The following is an 18155-nucleotide window of genomic DNA, read 5'->3' as shown; positions in this document are numbered from 1 at the left end:
TTGCGGAAATCTAAGGCAGCGCCTGCGGCTACGCCGATGATCCCAGGAAGCTTTTGATAGGTCGCAGGGCGCCAATGGCGGGAATGCTGCGATAGGCTTGCCGGTTTGAACACCAAGGATATGGCAACGCCCCAAGCCAACGCATGATCGGCTCCGAGGTCTCGGCAGGGAGTACGCACATAACTTTGATGTCGATCGCGAGCTTGCTCACGCGCTTATCGTCGCCGGAACTGAAATGCCAATTGTATCGTCCGCATCCCACGCGAATGGCACCTCCCTGCTTTGCAGACATTCCGACTAGCCAGTCGCATTGGAAGTGCGGAAGGTAGTCTGAACTTGGTCGCGAGAGACAAAACGTACGCACATTCTCGTATTGGTCTCCGAAGCTTGTCACCAGAACTTGAGTGACTTCATCCAATCCCTTTGCTGAGTTGGGAAACGATATAGCGTCCGTCTTTACGGTCATTTCCAATTCGCAGTCCCCTGCGAATGCATCTTTCATCAATTGCGGACGGTTAGTATCCTTCGCCAAAATATATGTGCTGATCGCATCGGTAGCGTTGATAGCCGATGGTCGGTTCATCACTTGACCTCCACGGTTCGGGCCCGCTCCAGCGGTGCACGTAATCAAGCCGAAGGGACCCTGGGGCACAAGTCGTAGATGTCTGCTGTGGGGCATGAGACGAAATGGCAGGATTCAACATGCAAGTCTCTTTTGCCCGCTAGAGCGGACCTCCTCGAATTGATGAATCCGCCCTACCCCGCCCGCGCCGCGCGCCGCAGCGCCTGGGGCGGCTGGCCGAAGGCGCGGATGAAGGCGCGCCGCATGCGCTCGGGGTCACCAAAGCCGGTCGCCTCCGCAACGAGCTCGATCGCCTCGCGCGAGGACTGCACGCGCTCGCGCGCGACCTCGATCCGCAGCCGCTCGATCGCTTTCGACGGCGTCGTGCCGGTCTCGGCGGCAAACGCGCGGGCGAAGTGCCGCGCGCTCATGCCGGCGCGATCGGCGAGCTCTTCCACCGTGAGCGGCGCATCGAGATTTTCGCGGGCCCAGGACAAAAGCGCACCGAACCGGCCGTTCGGCGCCTTCAACTCCAGCAGCGATGAGAATTGCGACTGGCCGCCGCTGCGGCGATGATAGAGCACGAGCTGGCGCGCGGCCGCCTGCGCGATCTCCTCGCCATGGTCCTCTGTGACCATCGCCAGCGCGAGGTCTATGCCCGCCGTGATCCCCGCCGACGTCCACACATTGCCGTCGCGGGTAAAAATCTGGTCCGGCTCGAACTTCACCTTCGGATAGCGCGCGACGAAATCGCGCGTGCGGCCCCAATGCGTGGTGGCGCGGCGACCGTCGAGCAGACCTGCTTCGGCCAGCACATAGGCGCCCGAGCAGACGCTGGCGACCCGCACGCCGCGATTTGCCAGCCGTTGCACGAAGGCGCGCGTGACCTCGCAGCGCGCGGCATCCGCCACCCCCGCGCCGCCCGCGATGACCAGAGTCGTGATGGCGTTCGCCGACTTGAAATCGCGCGCCATCATCTCGACGCCGGACGAGCTGCGCACCGGTCCCGCATTCACCGCCAGCACCCGCAGCGCGAGCGGCTTGCCGGCGCAGCGTGCTGCGACCTCGAACACCGAGATCGGGCCTGCCGCATCGAGCAACTGGAAATCCGGGAAGATCAGGATGCCGATCATGGTCATGTCCGAAATAGAGGGAATTATGCCATTTTGGACAGAAGGGCATCATGCCAGTTTGCCCGCGTCAAGCCCATGATTGGAGGATCTTCCGATGTCATCCCCGCTCCAGATCGGACTTCTGGTGTTTCCGCGCGTCACCCAGCTCGACTTCACCGGCCCCTTGCAGGTGTTCTCCGCCGTTCCCGGCGCCAAACTGCATCTGATCTGGAAGCGGATCGAGCCGGTGCCGAGCGATTCCGTGCTGACATTGACTCCGACCACGACATTCGCCGACTGCCCGCAGCTCGACGTGATCTGCGTGCCCGGCGGCGGCGGCACCAATGATCTGCTCAATGACGAAGAGGTGCTGGATTTCCTGCGCAGGCAGGCCGAAGGCGCCAAGTACGTCACCTCGGTCTGCACCGGGGCGCTGGCGCTCGGTGCCGCCGGCCTGTTGAAGGGCTACCGCGCCGCCACCCATTGGAGCGCGATGGAGATGCTCAGTCAGTTCGGCGCAACGCCGACCAAGACGCGCGTCTGCATCGACCGCAACCGCATCACCGGCGGCGGCGTCACCGCTGGGATCGATTTCGCGCTGACGCTGGTGTCGATCCTGGTCGACCGCACCACGGCGGAAGCGATCCAGCTCCAGATCGAATACAACCCCGCCCCGCCGTTCAATTCGGGTTCGCCCGACACCGCTCCCGCCGAGGTGCTGGCGATGCTCCGGGAGCGCGGGGCAGCAAACCAGGCGCGCCGCCTCGAGGCGGTCAAGCGTGCCGCCGTGCGGGTGAACTAGCCTCTGCTCTCGTGCCGCGGACGCGGTGCGGCGTACAACGCTGCGCCGCGTCCGGGGCGAGACCGTAGTTTGGCGAAAGCTACATCAGCACCGTCATTGCGAGCGCAGCGAAGCAATCCAGAGTCTTTCCGCGGTGGCAGTCTGGATTGCTTCGCTGCGCTCGCAATGACGGAGTGTGGAGTAGCGGCCTTCGCTCCTCTCGTGTCCCGGACGCGCTGCGGCGCTGAGCCGGGATCCAGCTTGCCGCTCCTGGGCCCCTGGCTCAGCAGCGCAACGCTATGGCGTTGCACTGCGTCCGGGGCACGAGACAGTTGCGCAGCCGCCCTCAACAGAAAAAGGCCGCTCGGTTTCCCAAGCGGCCTTTCCTGTCTTACGACGGCTGCACATTTCATCGGGCGATTTCGGAACTTCCAGACCGGGGGCCTATCTCCCGGTCGAGTCCTGGTCGGCGGCCGCTGCATTTCGGGACAGTCGCGAGCTGTTGCCCGAACCGAACGCGATGGTCTCCCATCTCCGTAAGATGGGATCATTGAGCCGCATTGCCGGCCCGAACGCAACGCCCGCGCAGCCGCCATCCCCGCTGTTCCCGTTGTCCACAGCGGGATTAAGTCGGATGCGCCTGCATCCAATCCGAAGATGAAGATTCGACGGAGGCGGGAAGCCTAGCCGGGGGTCCAGGGATGATAGTCGCCGGTCGCCTTCGGCCGCTTGCCGCTGGCGAGCGTCGAGCCCGAGGGACGGTAGGCGTTGGCCGTGCCCGTGAGATTCGGCTGGTGCGGCTTTTCCCACTCGCGCGGCTGGTAATTGATCTCGGTCGGCGGCGTATCGACGACGTGATGAATCCAGCCATGCCAGGCCGGCGGGATGCGGCTCGCTTCGGCGTAGCCGTTATAGATCACCCAGCGCCGTTCGAATCCGAGCGTCGGATCGATCGCCCCGCCGCGGGTGCGATAGTAGAGATTGCCCTGCTCGTCCTGGCCGACCAGCTCGCCGTATCGCTTGGTCCAGAGCTGGGTGCCAAACGTCTGGCCACTCCACCAGGTGAAGAACTTGAGGAAGAATTGTTTCATGCGGCAAGGGCCCTGCTTCGTCGGGTCCTGATGCCATCCGGACGGCGAAATGTCCAGTTCGGCAGGTGCGGCCTTGCCCCATGCAAATGCGTGCCCCGCCGTAAATCGGACGCGATCCGTTCATGCCGGGTACAGCGGCCCGGTGAGACGCTCCCTTCACGCGCACACCCGCGTGATCCAGGAACCTCCCCCCTTTAAGGGGGGTTGCTCCCTGGAAAAGGAGTTTGAACATGAGCAGTCTGAGACTTTTGAGCGCGGCGGCAGCATTGGCGCTGGTCCTTCCGTCGGCGACACCGAGCTTCGCGCAGGGCCATCAGGGCCGTGGCGGTGGCCCCCATATCGGCGGCGGTGGCGGTGCTCACATTGGCGGTGGCGGCGCCCGAATGGGTGGTGGCGGCTTCAGCGCTGGTCCGCGGGTCAGCGGTGGCGGCGGCAATTTTGCGGCTGGCGCAGCGGTGCGTCCTAGCGGCGGTTCGCCCACCTTCAGCGGCGGTACCCGTACCTTTAGCGGGGGAACCGGCAGCGTTGCGGCCGCCGGCAGCACGTGGCAGGGCGGTAGCGGCAATTGGAGCGGCGGCTGGCGCCACCATCATCGTGGCGGCGGATTCTGGCCCGGCTTTGCGGCAGGTGCTGCGATCGGTGGCCTCGGCTCATACGCCTATTATGGCGGCGGGTATTACAACGATCCCTACTATTACAGCGACGACACCTACTATGACGAGCCGTCAGTAGCGGTCGTTCCCGACAGCGGCGGCGACTCCGCGGCCTACTGCGCCCAGCGTTACAGGTCCTACGACCCGGCGTCGGGCACCTATCTCGGCTATGACGGCCTGCGTCATCCCTGCCCGTAGCCACATCCACAATGCTTGAAAGAAACGGCGTCGCAGTGATGCGGCGCCGTTCTCGCGTGTGCTCTGCTCTCACCCGTTTCGCGTGCAGCCGATTCCGTCCTTGCGAGGTTATGTACAAGTCGATGCAAATGGACCTTTATTCACCGCACCGTGCATATCTACCTTGATCCAATCCAAAATTGACCCGACATACGATTCGCGGATATCACCAAGGCGGGGACTTCGATCTACTGGGAAATGTCATGCCGCGTATTCTCGTGGTAGATGACGATCCGATGGTCGGTGCGACCATCGAGGTCCTCCTTCAACGTCAGGGCTTCGACGTCACGCTGGCCGACGGCGGTGAAACGGGACTGGCTGCGCTGGAAGCGCAGAAGTATGATGTGATGCTGGTCGACATCTTCATGCCGCATATGCGCGGCTTCGAATCCATCCGCATCTTTCACGAGCGCGCGCCCGCGATCCCGCTGATCGCGATGTCCGGCTACGCCTTTGCATCGTCCGCCTCACCCTCTCCCGATTTCCTCCGCATGGCGCTGGAACTCGGGGCAACACGTTGCCTGCGCAAGCCGTTCACGCCGGAAGCGCTGCTGACGTCGATCCGGGAATGTCTCGCCGGCGCGGGCGGGAACGCACAGCCGAAGGACAAGAAAGAAGCCCCTTGATTCCAACGCAGCGCGTCATTCTCGGTGCTGGACTTGCAATCCTCCTGATCATCACCGCCGCCTCGATCGGTCTCGACGTCAAGTCGCGGTCCGACACGGCCTGGGTCAACCATACCGTCGAGGTCCAGAAGAAGATCTCCGATCTGCGCGTTCTGATGCGCCGCGCCGAGAGCGCCGCGCGCGGCTACGAGATCTATGGCAGCCCGGCCTTCAGCGAGGAATTCCAGGCGGTGCGCGCCCAGATCGCGCCGGCACTCGCCGAGCTCAAGCGCGGCGTGCGCGACAGCCCCGATCAGGTCGCGATGCTGGAGGGCACCGAGCCGCTGGCGCTGCGCCGGGTCGAGATCGCCGCCGAGGCGATGCGCCTGCGCGCCGAAAGCGACCATGCCGGCATTGCCGCGCTCCAGGGCAAGGCCGAGGGCCGCGGCCTGATGGACACGGTGATGGGCAATCTCGACCGTCTGAGCGCAGAGGAAGAACGATTGCTCTCCGCGCGCTCCCAGGATTCTCGGCGCACCGGCATCGTGCTGCTCGGCATCGATGTCGCCGGCGCGCTGGTGATCCTGCTGCTGGTCGTGATGGTGATGCGCGAGAGCCGGCGCACCGAGGGCGCGCTCAAGAGCACGCTGCTGGAGACCACGGCCGCCAATGAGCAACTCGAGGCGGCGGTGGCCGAACGCACCGAACATCTGGTCGCCGCGCATGACGAGCTCCGCCTGTCCGTCAACGTGCTCCAGAGCACCTTTCGCAGCATGGCGGAGGCGGTGCTGGTCATCGACGTCGAGAGCAACGTTCTTCTGTCCAATCCGGCCGCGGAGCGCATGCTGCTGCACCGCACCGGCATGAACCTGGGCAATCTGCGGTCGCTGTCGGACGTCTTTCACGGCGACGGCGTCACGCCGATGAAGGCCGAGGAGCTGCCTTCGGTGCGCGTGCTGCGCGGCGAGGAGTTCGAAGACCTGGAGATGATCGTCCGCCCGCACAGCGGCAATCAGGTCCGCCACCTCATGATCAGCGGCCGGCCGATGCGGGACGGACAAGGCGACATCTCGGGCGCGGTGCTGGTCTATCACGACGCGACCACCTCGCGTGAGACCGAGCGGCAACTGCAACAGTCGCAGAAGCTGGATGCGATCGGCAAGCTGACCGGCGGCGTCGCACACGACTTCAACAACATGCTGACGGTGATCTCGGGCAATACCGAGACGCTGGTGGCGAGCCTGAAGGAGCAGCCCGAGCTCCAGCACGTGGCGCGCCTGATCGACGATGCCGCCGAGCGCTGCGCCGAACTGATCCAGCACCTGCTCGCCTTCGCACGCAGGCAGCCGCTCCAGCCGCGCAACGTCGAGATCAACGCCGCGATCACCGACATCGCAAAGCTCCTGCGCCCCACCCTCGGCGAGCAGATCCAGATCGAGACCGTGCTGGAACAGGATCCGATGACCTCGCACATCGATCCGTCCCGGCTCACCAATGCCGTGCTCAACATGGCGATCAACGCCCGCGACGCCATGCCGAACGGCGGCAAGCTGCTGCTGGAGACCCATCGCGTCGTGCTCGACGAAGCCTATGCGCAGGCCAATGCGGACGTGGCGCCCGGCCCCTATGTGATGCTCGCGGTCAGCGACACCGGCACCGGCATGCCGCAGGACGTCCAGGAGAAGGCGTTCGAGCCCTTCTTCACCACCAAGGAAGTCGGCAAGGGATCCGGCCTCGGCCTCTCCATGGTCTACGGCTTCGTCAAGCAGTCCGGCGGCCACATCAAGATCTACAGCGAGGAAGGCCACGGCACCACGATCAAGCTCTATCTGCCGCCGGGCGAAGGCACGACAGAAGCGGCCGCTCCCGTCGCGCCGCAGGCCGAAGGCGGCGCCGAGACCATTTTCGTGGTCGAGGACGATCCGCTGGTGCGCAACTTCGTCACCGCGCAATTGCAGGGCCTCGGCTACCAGACCATTGCCGCCCCGGACAGCCGCGCCGCGCTGCAATTGATCGAGGCCGGGCAGGCCTTCGATCTCCTCTTCACCGACGTCGTCATCCCCGGCGGCATGAGCGGACGCGAGCTCGCCGAGGAAGTGGCGAAGCGGCGGCCGGGCCTGAAGGTGCTCTACACCTCCGGCTACACCGACAACGCCATCGTCCACCACGGCAAGCTCGACGACGGCGTGCTGCTGCTGACAAAACCCTATCGCCGCAACCAGCTCGCCGAGATGATCAGGAAGGCGCTGGGCGGCGGAGGGATGGCGGCGTCTTAGTCATTGATCGATGCGAGCCGAGAAGCTCAATACACCTCTCCCGTAGGGAGAGGTCGGGTCGCATCGTAAGATGCGATCCGGGTGAGGGGTTACAGTCTCACTGAATGCTACGGCCCCTCACCCGGATTGCTTCGCAATCCGACCTCTCCCCGCTGGGGAGAGGTTAGGGATCCTACCGCGTCGCCAGCACCACGCCCGCGAGCGTGAAGATCAGCGCCGCGATCTGCCCTGCCCCGAGCGGCTCGCCCAGCGCGATCGCCGAGGCGACGACGCCGATGACAGGCACCGCCATGGTGCCGATCGCGGCGACCGAGGCCGGCAGGCGCGCAAGAGCCGCGAACCAGCTGACATAGGCGATGCAGAACTGCCCGACGACCGAATAGACCAGGAGCAGCCAGCCGACCGGTGTCACCAGCGACAGATGCGTGGTCTCGAGCAGCAGCCCGGCGATGGCGACCGGCAGGCAGCCGGCGCCGATCTGCCAGGCCGCCGCCGTGATCGGCGGCAGGCGGATCGGGTATTTCTTCGAGAGCACCGTTCCGAGCGCAAAGCCCGCCGCACCCGCGAGCGCCATGACGATGCCGGGGAGTTTCGCTTCGCTGGCGGCAAAGCCGTTGCCGCCCATGATCGAGGCAAGGCCGGCAAAGGCCATCACCAGTGCGACGGTGCGCAAGACGGTCGGCCGCTCGCCGAGCACCGGCCAGGCGATCAGCGAGGCCCAGACCGGCATGGTGTAGGCGATCAGCGCCGCTTCGCTCGCGGGCAGCCAGAGCAGTGCCAGCCCCATCAGCACCATCCAGCCGGTGACATTGAGCAGGCCCGCGATCAGCAGCCGCGGCCAGATCTCGCGCGCCACCTTCAGGCTGTCGCCGCGGACCAGGGCAAGGGCGGCCAGGAGAATCGCCCCGAGCACGCCGGTCACCCCGCGCAAGGTCAACGGCGGCAACTCGGCGAGCAGGAATTTCGTCGCCGGCCAGTTGAACCCCCAGCCCACCGAGGTGATGGCAAGGAACATCAGGCCGGCCGGGGCGATGCGCGGTCGCAAGCCCGGTCGCGTCGAATCAAGCATGTGGGGTACCCGGCGGAAACGGGGTCAGCTTGGCGCGGATTCGCTGATGCCACCACCACCCCGGCGGGCATGCCTGCCCTCACCTTCCGTAAGGCTACGTGAGTCCTGCAGGCGCAACCCCGTTGCCCAAAAATATACCTGCCCTGTGAAGAGCGGGGTGAAGGGTCGCCATCACCACGGGATGCAAATTTTTTCAGTTGGGAATCCCTGAGGACTCACTGATACTTGCCTCCACAACAGGCGTGGGCTTGCCCCCTGTTATCCCCCACAATCCACCATATTTAGTATTTGATTCAGGAACTCGCACTAGTTCTTGACGGGCGCAACGGAGAGTCCTAGCTTTCGGTCCGTTCGGCGCGAGTGAGTTTGCGTCCCGCCGGCACTCCCCCAAAGGGTCCGCAAAACTGCACTCCGCCAGGCCAGACGAAGGCAGCGGGAGAAGGGCTTGTCTGCCCGCGGGTAGCGGACTTTTCGGGCGCCAGAACGGGCCGGCAACAGGTTCGGATGGCATCGGTTGAAGAAGTGACGTTGTGGGGCGTTGAACGCATGTCGCGCGCATCCCGTTGGGGCGGATGAGCGTGGACATGCCGGCGGGTGATCGATGCACGCATCGAGCAATCGCGCCGGGAGAAACTGGGCCGGATCCACCGGCTGAACTGCGAAGCCTTAAGGCCAGACGGCCCGGGAGGAATCGCGAACTGAAATGTCGACCCGGGCGCCTGAACGGAGGCGGTTCGGTCAAAGATAAGGACGGGGCAAGACCATGCGGATTGAGCGGCGCCACACCACCACGGGACAGTCACCTTACGCCGGGATCGATTTCCGGCTGACCACGTCGGAGATTCGCAATCCCGACGGCTCGGTCGTGTTCAAGCTTGATAACGTCGAGGTGCCGACCGAGTGGTCGCAGGTCGCCTCGGACGTCCTCGCCCAGAAATATTTCCGCAAAGCGGGCGTTGCCGCGCGCCTGAAGAAGGTCGAGGAGGAATCCGTCCCCTCTTTCCTGTGGCGCTCCGTGCCCGACACCGAGGCGCTTAGCCTCCTCCCCGAGAAGGAGCGCTATGTCAGCGAGCTCTCAGCCAAGCAGGTGTTCGACCGCCTCGCCGGCTGCTGGACCTATTGGGGCTGGAAGGGCGGCTACTTCACGTCAGACGAAGACGCCCAGACCTTCTATGACGAGCTCCGCTACATGCTCGCCATGCAGATGGTCGCGCCGAACTCGCCGCAATGGTTCAACACCGGCCTGCACTGGGCCTATGGCATCGACGGTCCCGGCCAGGGCCATTATTACGTCGACCCCTTCACCGGCAAGCTGACCAAGTCCAAGTCGGCCTACGAGCATCCGCAGCCGCATGCCTGCTTCATCCAGGGCGTCGGTGACGACCTCGTCAACGAGGGCGGCATCATGGACCTCTGGGTCCGCGAGGCGCGCCTGTTCAAATACGGCTCCGGCACCGGCTCCAACTTCTCGCGCCTGCGCGGCGAAGGCGAGAAGCTCTCCGGCGGCGGCCGCTCGAGCGGCCTGATGAGCTTCCTCAAGATCGGCGACCGCGCCGCGGGCGCGATCAAGTCGGGCGGCACGACGCGCCGCGCCGCCAAGATGGTCGTGGTTGACGTCGATCACCCCGACATCGAGACCTATATCGACTGGAAGGTGAAGGAGGAGCAGAAGGTCGCCGCTCTCGTCACCGGCTCCAAGATCAACCAGAAGCACCTCAAGGCCGTGCTCAAGGCCTGCGTGAACTGCGAAGGTTCGGGCGACGACTGCTTCGATCCCGAGAAGAACCCTGCCCTGCGCCGGGAAATCAAGCTCGCGCGTCGCAGCCTCGTGCCTGACAATTACATCAAGCGCGTCATCCAGTTTGCGAAGCAGGGCTACAAGGACATCCAGTTCGACGTCTACGACACCGACTGGGATTCGGAAGCCTATCTCACCGTCTCCGGCCAGAACTCCAACAACTCGGTTTCGCTGAAGGACGACTTCCTGCGCGCGGTCGAGACCGACGGCGACTGGAACCTGAACGCCCGCACCTCCAAGAAGGTGACGAAGACGCTGAAGGCCCGCGACCTCTGGGAGAAGATCGGCTACGCCGCCTGGGCGTCGGCCGACCCGGGCCTGCACTTCAACACCACCATGAACGACTGGCACACCTGCAAGGCGTCCGGCGACATCCGCGCGTCCAATCCGTGCTCGGAATACATGTTCCTGGACGACACGGCGTGCAACCTCGCCTCCGCCAACCTGCTGACCTTCTACAACGTCAGCACCAAGCACTTCGACGTCGAGGGCTACGAGCATCTCTGCCGGCTCTGGACCATCGTGCTCGAAATCTCGGTTATGATGGCGCAGTTCCCGTCGAAGGCGATCGCCGAGCTCTCCTACGAGTTCCGCACGCTTGGCCTCGGCTACGCCAATATCGGCGGCCTGCTGATGACCATGGGCCTGCCCTATGACAGCAAGGAAGGCCGTGCGCTCTGCGGCGCGCTGACCGCTGTCATGACCGGCATCACCTACAAGACCTCGGCGGAGATCGCCGCCGAGCTCGGCACCTTCCCCGGCTACAAGAAGAACGCCGCGCACATGCTGCGCGTGATCCGCAACCACCGCCGCGCCGCCCACGGCCAGTCCAACGGCTACGAGGCGCTCAGCGTCAACCCGGTGCCGCTCGACCTCGTCTCCTGTCCGCAAGGAGACCTCGTCAGCCACGCGCAGGCGGCCTGGGATGCGGCGCTCGAGCTCGGCGAGAAGCACGGCTATCGCAACGCCCAGACCACGGTGATCGCGCCGACCGGCACGATCGGCCTCGTCATGGATTGCGACACCACCGGCATCGAGCCCGACTTCGCGCTGGTCAAATTCAAGAAGCTCGCCGGCGGCGGCTACTTCAAGATCATCAACCGCGCGGTTCCCGCCGCGCTGCGCGCGCTCGGTTATCGCGAGAGCGAGATCGCGGAGATCGAAGCCTACGCCGTCGGCCACGGCTCGCTGTCCAACGCCCCCGGCATCAACGCCTCGACGCTGAAGGCCAAGGGCTTCACCGATGAAGCCATCGCCAAGGTCGAGAAGGCCCTGCCGACCGCCTTCGACATCAAGTTCGCCTTCAACAAGTGGACCTTTGGCGAAGACTTCATCCGCGACCAGCTCGGCGTCGGCGCGGAAGCCATTGCGGCTCCGGGCTTCGACCTGCTCCAGGCCGTGGGCTTCACCAAGCGCGAGATCGAGGCGGCCAACGTCCACATCTGCGGCGCGATGACGGTGGAAGGTGCCCCGCACCTCAAGGCCGAGCACTATCCGGTGTTCGACTGCGCCAACCCCTGCGGCAAGATCGGCAAGCGCTATCTGTCGGTCGAGAGCCACATCCGCATGATGGCGGCGGCGCAGCCCTTCATCTCGGGCGCGATCTCCAAGACCATCAACATGCCGAACGACGCCACGGTGGAGGACTGCAAGTCCGCCTACATGCTGTCGTGGAAGCTCGCTCTGAAAGCCAACGCGCTCTATCGCGACGGCTCCAAGCTGAGCCAGCCGCTCAACTCGCAGCTCATCGCCGACGATGAGGACGAGGACGATGCGGTGGAGACGCTCTACGAGAAGCCGATGGCGGCGCGTACCGCCCAGGTCTCGGAAAAGATCGTCGAGAAGCTGGTCGAGCGCATCATCGTGATGCGCGAGCGCGAGAAGATGCCGGACCGCCGCAAGGGCTACACCCAGAAGGCGGTCGTCGGCGGACATAAAGTTTATCTCCGCACCGGCGAGTATGACGACGGCCGTCTCGGCGAGATCTTCATCGACATGCACAAGGAAGGCGCAGCGCTCCGCTCCTTCATCAACAACTTCGCCATCGCGGTGTCGCTCGGCCTCCAGTACGGCGTGCCGCTTGACGAATATGTCGATGCCTTCACCTTCACCCGCTTCGAGCCGGCGGGCCCCGTGCAGGGCAACGACAGCATCAAGTACGCGACCTCGATCCTCGACTACGTCTTCCGCGAGCTCGCGGTGAGCTACATGTCGCGCTTCGATCTCGCCCATGTCGATCCGACCGAGTCGAACTTCGACGCGCTCGGCAAGGGCGTCGAGGAAGGCAAGGAGCCGGACGAGACCCACCACGCCAACAAGCTGGTGTCGCGCGGCCTCACCCGCTCCCGCACCGACAACCTCGTCGTGATGCGCGGCGGCTCCGCCGCGGTCTCGCAAGGCAACGACAGCGCCCCGACCGGCGGCAGCAAGGTCACGGCGCTGGCCTCCCACGGCGCGAGCGCACGGGTCGGCGATGTCCTGGAAGGCGCGGTCGCGCTGAAGCAGGAAGTGAGCCACGACCTCTCTCCGACGGAGAAGCTGGAAGCCCTCCAGTGGAGCAAGTCCGGCACCGCACAGACCCTGGTGCCCTCCAAGGCCGAGCGCCGCGCGGAAGCCAAGGCCAAGGGCTACGAAGGCGAGATGTGCAGCGAGTGCGGCAACTTCACGCTGGTGCGGAATGGCACGTGCATGAAGTGCGATACTTGCGGCAGCACGACGGGGTGTTCGTGAGGCGGTAGATCGCGTGTGGGGTCGGCGATGGTTGTCCACCCCGCATACTTTTGTGTCCACTGTGGCCAGTTTCGGATGTCCATTCCGAAATTTCCAAGTAGGCGAGAGCCCACCGCCAGCGGTGGGCTTTCGTCTTCAAAATGTTTGTCCGTGACAAGGAGAGCACCGAAGCCTCAGAGGGCAACTGCCGCAGCCAGTCCTCATTGGGGCCGATCGGCGCGCCTTCGTATCGTACAGGCATTATGCAGGCGAAACACAGTGCGATCTGATTTTCTGTTTTTGTTTCAATATCTTAGATCGCATTCCTGCGACCATCTTGAAGCCGCCGCGCCGGGAACTCGCCTACAATAAACGATGTGAAATGAGCACACGCCAGTCCGTTCGAGCCTTTGAGCACCTGAGGAAAAGATGACGGAAGTAGACAGCAAGACGTACTTCCCAGAGCTCGTTTTCTGCATTAGCGCGGCTGCCGGTACTGATTCGGGAAGCGTGAGCGATGCGCTAGCGGCCGAGTTGGCGGGGGTCGATTACATTCCCGTCCCGATCAAGCTGAGCAAGCTAATGGCCCAGATTCCCGGCCTCGAACATCTCAGTGAACTCACTGCAGAGGATGAGCGAATCCGTCAAAGCATGATCGCTGGAAATGAAATCCGACGAGTTGTCGGAAAGGCGGATGCCGTCGCCAGGCTGGCTTTAACCCAGATCCGCAAGACAAGAGAAAAGGTAAGTGGCGACCCCTCGGTTCCAGCCGAACGGCACGCATTTATTATTTCATCCCTGAAACGGCCCGAAGAGCTCGAGATGTTTCGGAAGCTGTTTGGGCAGCGCGCTATCCTAATTTCTGTCTACGAACATAAGGATCAGAGGATCGAGAATCTTTGCAGACGAATAGCCAACAGCAAGAATTCCTCGGACCCCGAGTCTCATAAAGCAACTGCTGAAAGGCTGATCGAGACCGACCAAAAGGAGCGGAGCATACCGCATGGACAGCTCCTAGAGGACGTATTTCCCCTCGCCGATGTCTTTCTAAAGGCTGGGATTTCTCTTCGCCACGACGCTCGCCGCTTCGTTCAACTTCTCTTCCAGGCTCCCTTTATTACGCCGACAGTCGATGAAATTTTGATGTTCCAAGCGCGCGCAGCCGCGCAGCGATCGGCAGACTTGTCGCGGCAGGTCGGCGCCGTAATTGCTACGAAAACAGGAGAAATTCTAGCGACGGGCTGCAACGAGGTCCCGCGGGCTGGCGGCGGCGTCATTTGGGACGACGTGGCTGGTACCGAGAAGGATTACCGAGACTATAAAGTCGGCCAGGATGCCGCAGCAGGCACCCGGAAAGAGATCGTCGGCGAACTTCTTGATGCTCTCGCAAATGCCGACTGGCTGGTGAAAGAAAAGAAGGCGCTGCCCCGAGAACAGCGCGCCCAGGAGGCGCTGCAGGGCGAAAAGAAGCCGCTCGCTGGAACAATGGTTGCCAGCCTTTTGGAGTTTGGTCGCATCGTTCATGCTGAAATGGCCGCTATATGTGACGCCGCGATGCGGGGCATTTCCGTCAAGGAGGGTACCCTTTTCTGCACGACATTTCCTTGTCATATGTGCGCTCGACACATCGTTGCATCTGGCATAAAGCGAGTCGTCTACATCGAGCCCTATCCTAAGAGTCGAGCCAAAAAGCTGTACAAGCGAGCGATACAAGTCGATCAGGACAGGGAAGCCGACGAAGACGCCGTCAAGTTCGACGCTTTCGTTGGAATCGCTCCAACCCGCTTTCTTGACCTTTTTGAAATGGTTCCGAGGAAAGATACAAACGGATACGCCTTGCCTGATTCGGCGCCTCGCAAATTGCCTAGGGGTGTGATCAGTGGGGCACTATCCGACGGAACGGAATCGACCTACCTTGAGTCAATCGCCCAACAAGATTGGACGAAATTGGACGTCAAAAGAACTGAGTATGGGGAACACTATGACCTCTAAAGTTTCGTCGGTGATGCAAGCCGCTCAAGAAGCTGTAAAAAGCATGGAAAACTGGTCCCCAGCCAAAAGAGACTATGCTGAACGCGCTTCCCAATATAACTGGGGTAGCGATCGCGGTGATCGCGATGGACAATTTGTTCGACAGAACAAGAGCTTTGACGACTAGATTGGGGGATTGGCGTCGTCCCTCGGCCGTTTCGTCACCGCTCAGTTGCAGAGCCCACGCTACCTGCGCCTTTTACCGCTAGGACATTCCATCTGACGCCGCATTGGCCCTGCTGCGCGATCTGACGGCCAAAGCCGACGCCGGCATGATGCTGCATGCCACCCATGTCTCGCCGGCCGGAGAGCTTACGAGGGCGGGCTTGGCGGCCGCAAAGGATGTTGAACGCGGGATACAGCTGCGCGCCGCGCCGGCCGGATTGCCGCCCGCATCCGCCGCCTTGAACAGGGCAACCTGGGCGATGTGAAACCGGTTGGCGAAGGCGTCAGCGAGCTGCGGATCGACTACGGGCCGGGGTACCGCATTTATTTCATTCAGCAGGGCAATACCGTGGTGATCCTGCTTTGCGGCGACGACAAGCGGACCCCAGAACAAGGACATCAGGACCGCCAAGCGGAGGCCTCGATCTGTCCGAAGTGCGGACAGACCAGGATGATCCCGCGTGCGGAGGCCCACAAAGACTGCGGCATCTGTGGCGATCGGATTCCGCCTGAGGGGCAATAGCTCTCAGAAAGCCTTCGTCGAGCCAAAGTCCGCTAAGAGGTGGACTGATGCCCAGGGAGTAGTGCTCAGTCGGCCGGCCGATTGACATACAAGGCATCAACGGAATTCAAGACGAAGACCTGCATTCGTAGAATGCATGCTAGCGCTGAAACTTTGGTGTCCAGCTTTCTATAAGTTCAGCTTCCTCGTCGTCATACTCAGATTCTTTTTCCGAACTGAGGCCCTCGCAGGTGAGTACGGTAAGGGTGCGACCATACTGCCCGAGCCCAACCACCTCTTCCTGCACCCGGTAGACGCGTTCTCCTCCCATCCAGTCGTTCAGTCGACCATCACCGCTGTCACGCGCGCCTACACGAACATTTTCGGGCCGGGCATTGAATTCAGCGGTCACCGTTCCATCGGGAACGGCTGTACCCTTTCGTATCCAGCTAATGCCCTTCGCTTCCTTCAGGCCTTCGGACATGAAGCAGTACTCAATGGTCTCGCCCGAACTCAGGATGACCGCGGCGCCATCACGCGTAAGACAGGCGTAGCGAATTGCGGTGGCAGTCAGCGAGGTCTCACACGCCTTTCTGAGTGCTTCGATACACGTCAGGCCCGGATCGTGACGGTTCATTTCCTTCCGGAAGGCCAACTCCGGCATGAGCAGGGCAGCAGCAAAGTAATCAGCCTCCTGCTCAAAGGGATCAGACGAGTGAAATCCTGCATGGGAATAATGGACGCCCTTGGAAAGCAGCGCGTCACAATGGCCTTCTATGCAGTAATGACCAATTTCATGGGCAATGGAAAATTTCTGGAAGCCTTTGCTCGGAATATTCGTGGCGTACATGATCCCGAATTGGTCGCCGGCCTTCACTAACATTCCCGAGACGCCATCAACCGTGTCGGGCTTAGCCTTTACGAGAATGTCTTTGCGTGTCGCGATGTCCTCGGGATCGACACGCAGCCCCTCGATCTTCATCTCGCGCAACACGAGACTGGCGGCCCCTTCCGCCAGCGACTTCCTCGCGAGTCGGGGTTTCGCTGTCATTTGCCACCCTTCTTTTCCGCATCACGCTTCAGCAGCATGTCGACAAACTGCTCGGTGAGCTTCAGGTCCTCTGAACTGAGCTTGTGCTGGTCACGATGCAGCCGGCCGACTGCGCCGGACGCATCAGGCACATCGGAGCGACCCAGCAAATAGTCCGTCGTAACGCTCAGCGCGGTCGCCAGGCGCTTGAGATTGTCGAACGATGGCTTCCGGGCGCCGGATTCGAAGTGGGACACCGAACTGGGCGGCAAGCCGGCGTCGGTGGCGAGCTGGGTCTGGCTAAGGCCCCGGAGGTCGCGGGCAGATTTAAGTCTTTCCTGAAAGATGTCAGTGGCTTCTCTTGGATTCATGGCGCTTTCGACATGGAAGTATTGACGTTTTCGCCAATCGGAGTCATCATGGCGTTGCCGTCAAGTATGCCATGGCGGAATCGCATAGCGCAAGCAGAACCCAAAGGAACCCTGCCGATGAAGAAAGACCATAGTTGCAATGAAGGCCTTGACGACCGGTGCCGCGATCTGGATGGCGAGATTCGCCGCAAGCGGGGCGACACCCTGGTGGGCACGCTCCGCAAGACCTACGGCCCCGACTTCGCACCCGGCGTTCGCAGCGACATGAGGCTCGACACCCTGCGCGAGCGCATGGGCGGCGCCTCCCTGTCTAAAATCGTGAAGGATAAATGACCAATGGACTATCGTATCAACTGCGTGAAAAAGCCGCATCGCAACAGCCCGCACGAGCACATCACCGATGTCGGTGGCCCGAACCCCGATGGCAATGGCCGGTGGAAGGACACTGCCGCCAACGTCATCCGGTTCATCGAGTCGAAGCAGCACCGCTTCTACACGCGCGAGGGGAATGCGAGCGCCTGGGTGGGCGTGCGCGTCAGCACCGCCGGTAACAAGTTTCTTCAGACCTATGCCGACGGCGTCTGGAAGGACAACCTTCTCGCCCTCAACGAATGCTCGCTCTGACGCCGAGACCGGCTATGTTGAAAATCACCGGTCTCGACCGACTGCAACAGCAGCTTGAGGACGCGCAGAAGGCTTTCAAGTCGCTCGACGGCGAAGTTGCTACTGTGCGCTTTAACCCCGAAGAGCCTGAGAGTGTCGAAGCGGCCATCCGTACCATGGAGGCTGCGATCGACGAGAAGGTTGGCCCCTATCGCGACAACACGCTGGTCCTCAGGTCCTCAGTATCGTCCCGCAACTGAAAGAAAAGTACCGGGCGGCCATTTGCGAACGTGCAAAGGAGGCGCTCGCTGGCTCCAAAGAGCCGGGTTCGATGCAATCGACCTGACGAAGGGCACGTAGGAGCCTCGGACGGCTCTACCCAGATTTTGGCCATCAGGTGTGAATAAGCGCCGAGGTTTGACCCCCACCGGCTTCCAACGTTTCGGCGCCGATAAGGAGTCAATCAGCTCGCCGAATGTAAGCGCTCAGCCGGGGCCCTATTGAAGCTGGCTTGACGCCTTACGGAAGCGCCACGGCATAAGGTCACCGATTCTGCTGTG

At 62.6% G+C, this 18155-nt stretch carries 18 protein-coding genes; 12 read left to right on the top strand and 6 right to left on the bottom strand.

Translation table 11 applies throughout. The features are described from left to right. Positions 1 to 28: 28 nt before the first annotated feature. On the bottom strand, positions 29 to 583 hold the full coding sequence (locus tag XI09_RS11225) for a hypothetical protein (protein WP_271566892.1): 555 nt from the start codon (positions 581 to 583) through the stop codon (positions 29 to 31). Positions 584 to 756: 173 nt separating this feature from the next. Further along, the gene (locus XI09_RS11220; RefSeq protein WP_271566891.1) at positions 757 to 1695 is read right to left on the bottom strand and encodes a GlxA family transcriptional regulator; all 939 of its coding nucleotides are present in this window, start codon (positions 1693 to 1695) and stop codon (positions 757 to 759) included. Positions 1696 to 1789: 94 nt separating this feature from the next. Between XI09_RS11220 and XI09_RS11215 the strand changes: the two genes are divergently transcribed. Beyond that, entirely contained in the window at positions 1790 to 2476 is a 687-nt protein-coding gene (locus tag XI09_RS11215; RefSeq protein ID WP_271566890.1) for a DJ-1/PfpI family protein, read from the top strand. Positions 2477 to 3138: 662 nt separating this feature from the next. Here the strand turns inward: XI09_RS11215 and XI09_RS11210 are convergent. After that, on the bottom strand, positions 3139 to 3546 hold the full coding sequence (locus tag XI09_RS11210) for an NADH:ubiquinone oxidoreductase subunit NDUFA12 (RefSeq protein WP_271566889.1): 408 nt from the start codon (positions 3544 to 3546) through the stop codon (positions 3139 to 3141). A gap of 230 nt (positions 3547 to 3776) precedes the next feature. Here XI09_RS11210 and XI09_RS11205 point away from each other — a divergent pair, with 230 nt between their 5' ends. The 3 genes from XI09_RS11205 to XI09_RS11195 all read left to right on the top strand — a co-directional run bounded on the left by XI09_RS11205 (position 3777) and on the right by XI09_RS11195 (position 7317). Next, positions 3777 to 4397 (top strand): BA14K family protein, encoded by a 621-nt coding sequence (locus XI09_RS11205; protein ID WP_271566888.1) that lies wholly within the window; start codon positions 3777 to 3779, stop codon positions 4395 to 4397. A gap of 242 nt (positions 4398 to 4639) precedes the next feature. Next, positions 4640 to 5062: a response regulator gene (locus XI09_RS11200; protein WP_271566887.1), complete on the top strand. Its 423-nt coding sequence runs from the start codon at positions 4640 to 4642 to the stop codon at positions 5060 to 5062. Continuing rightward, the gene (locus XI09_RS11195) at positions 5059 to 7317 is read left to right on the top strand and encodes a CHASE3 domain-containing protein (protein WP_271566886.1); all 2259 of its coding nucleotides are present in this window, start codon (positions 5059 to 5061) and stop codon (positions 7315 to 7317) included. The genes XI09_RS11200 and XI09_RS11195 overlap by 4 nt, the downstream gene beginning before the upstream one ends. 172 nt (positions 7318 to 7489) lie before the next feature. Here the strand turns inward: XI09_RS11195 and XI09_RS11190 are convergent, their stop codons facing one another. After that, complete coding sequence (locus XI09_RS11190; protein WP_271566885.1) at positions 7490 to 8386, bottom strand: DMT family transporter; 897 nt, start codon at positions 8384 to 8386, stop codon at positions 7490 to 7492. A 763-nt stretch (positions 8387 to 9149) separates the two neighbouring features. Between XI09_RS11190 and XI09_RS11185 the strand changes: the two genes are divergently transcribed. The 5 genes from XI09_RS11185 to XI09_RS11165 all read left to right on the top strand — a co-directional run bounded on the left by XI09_RS11185 (position 9150) and on the right by XI09_RS11165 (position 15612). Then, positions 9150 to 12914 carry a vitamin B12-dependent ribonucleotide reductase gene (locus XI09_RS11185; RefSeq protein WP_271566884.1) on the top strand — a complete coding sequence of 1255 codons (3765 nt, stop codon included), beginning with the start codon at positions 9150 to 9152 and terminating at the stop codon, positions 12912 to 12914. A 408-nt stretch (positions 12915 to 13322) separates the two neighbouring features. Beyond that, a complete protein-coding gene (locus XI09_RS11180) occupies positions 13323 to 14885 on the top strand; it encodes an anti-phage dCTP deaminase (RefSeq protein ID WP_271566883.1) in 1563 nt (520 codons plus the stop codon). Then, positions 14875 to 15051 (top strand): hypothetical protein, encoded by a 177-nt coding sequence (locus XI09_RS11175; protein ID WP_271566882.1) that lies wholly within the window; start codon positions 14875 to 14877, stop codon positions 15049 to 15051. Before XI09_RS11180 ends, XI09_RS11175 begins: the two co-directional genes overlap by 11 nt. Before the next feature lie 103 nt (positions 15052 to 15154). Beyond that, a complete protein-coding gene (locus XI09_RS11170; RefSeq protein WP_271566881.1) occupies positions 15155 to 15355 on the top strand; it encodes a hypothetical protein in 201 nt (66 codons plus the stop codon). After that, positions 15352 to 15612, top strand: a complete 261-nt coding sequence (locus XI09_RS11165) for a type II toxin-antitoxin system RelE/ParE family toxin (protein ID WP_333939073.1) — start codon at positions 15352 to 15354, stop codon at positions 15610 to 15612. Before XI09_RS11170 ends, XI09_RS11165 begins: the two co-directional genes overlap by 4 nt. Before the next feature lie 139 nt (positions 15613 to 15751). Here XI09_RS11165 and XI09_RS11160 read toward each other — a convergent pair whose 3' ends face one another. Together XI09_RS11160 and XI09_RS11155 are read right to left on the bottom strand one after the other, a co-directional pair. Continuing rightward, positions 15752 to 16642, bottom strand: a complete 891-nt coding sequence (locus XI09_RS11160) for an ImmA/IrrE family metallo-endopeptidase (RefSeq protein WP_271566880.1) — start codon at positions 16640 to 16642, stop codon at positions 15752 to 15754. After that, positions 16639 to 16992 (bottom strand): helix-turn-helix domain-containing protein, encoded by a 354-nt coding sequence (locus XI09_RS11155; RefSeq protein WP_271566879.1) that lies wholly within the window; start codon positions 16990 to 16992, stop codon positions 16639 to 16641. The genes XI09_RS11160 and XI09_RS11155 overlap by 4 nt, the downstream gene beginning before the upstream one ends. A gap of 117 nt (positions 16993 to 17109) precedes the next feature. Here XI09_RS11155 and XI09_RS11150 point away from each other — a divergent pair, with 117 nt between their 5' ends. From XI09_RS11150 to XI09_RS11140, 3 genes are read left to right on the top strand one after another with little or no spacing between them, the layout of a single operon-like run. Beyond that, positions 17110 to 17325, top strand: coding sequence for a hypothetical protein (locus tag XI09_RS11150; protein ID WP_271566878.1), 216 nt, complete (start codon positions 17110 to 17112; stop codon positions 17323 to 17325). Between the two features lie 3 nt (positions 17326 to 17328). Then, complete coding sequence (locus XI09_RS11145; RefSeq protein WP_271566877.1) at positions 17329 to 17616, top strand: DUF3892 domain-containing protein; 288 nt, start codon at positions 17329 to 17331, stop codon at positions 17614 to 17616. 14 nt (positions 17617 to 17630) lie between these two features. Next, the gene (locus tag XI09_RS11140) at positions 17631 to 17855 is read left to right on the top strand and encodes a hypothetical protein (protein WP_271566876.1); all 225 of its coding nucleotides are present in this window, start codon (positions 17631 to 17633) and stop codon (positions 17853 to 17855) included. Positions 17856 to 18155: the final 300 nt, after the last annotated feature.

Source organism: Bradyrhizobium sp. CCBAU 11386 (assembly GCF_028128955.1).
Lineage (GTDB): Bacteria > Pseudomonadota > Alphaproteobacteria > Rhizobiales > Xanthobacteraceae > Bradyrhizobium.
Note: the sequence above shows the minus strand (reverse complement) of the source record. Positions and strands in the feature narration are given on the sequence as shown.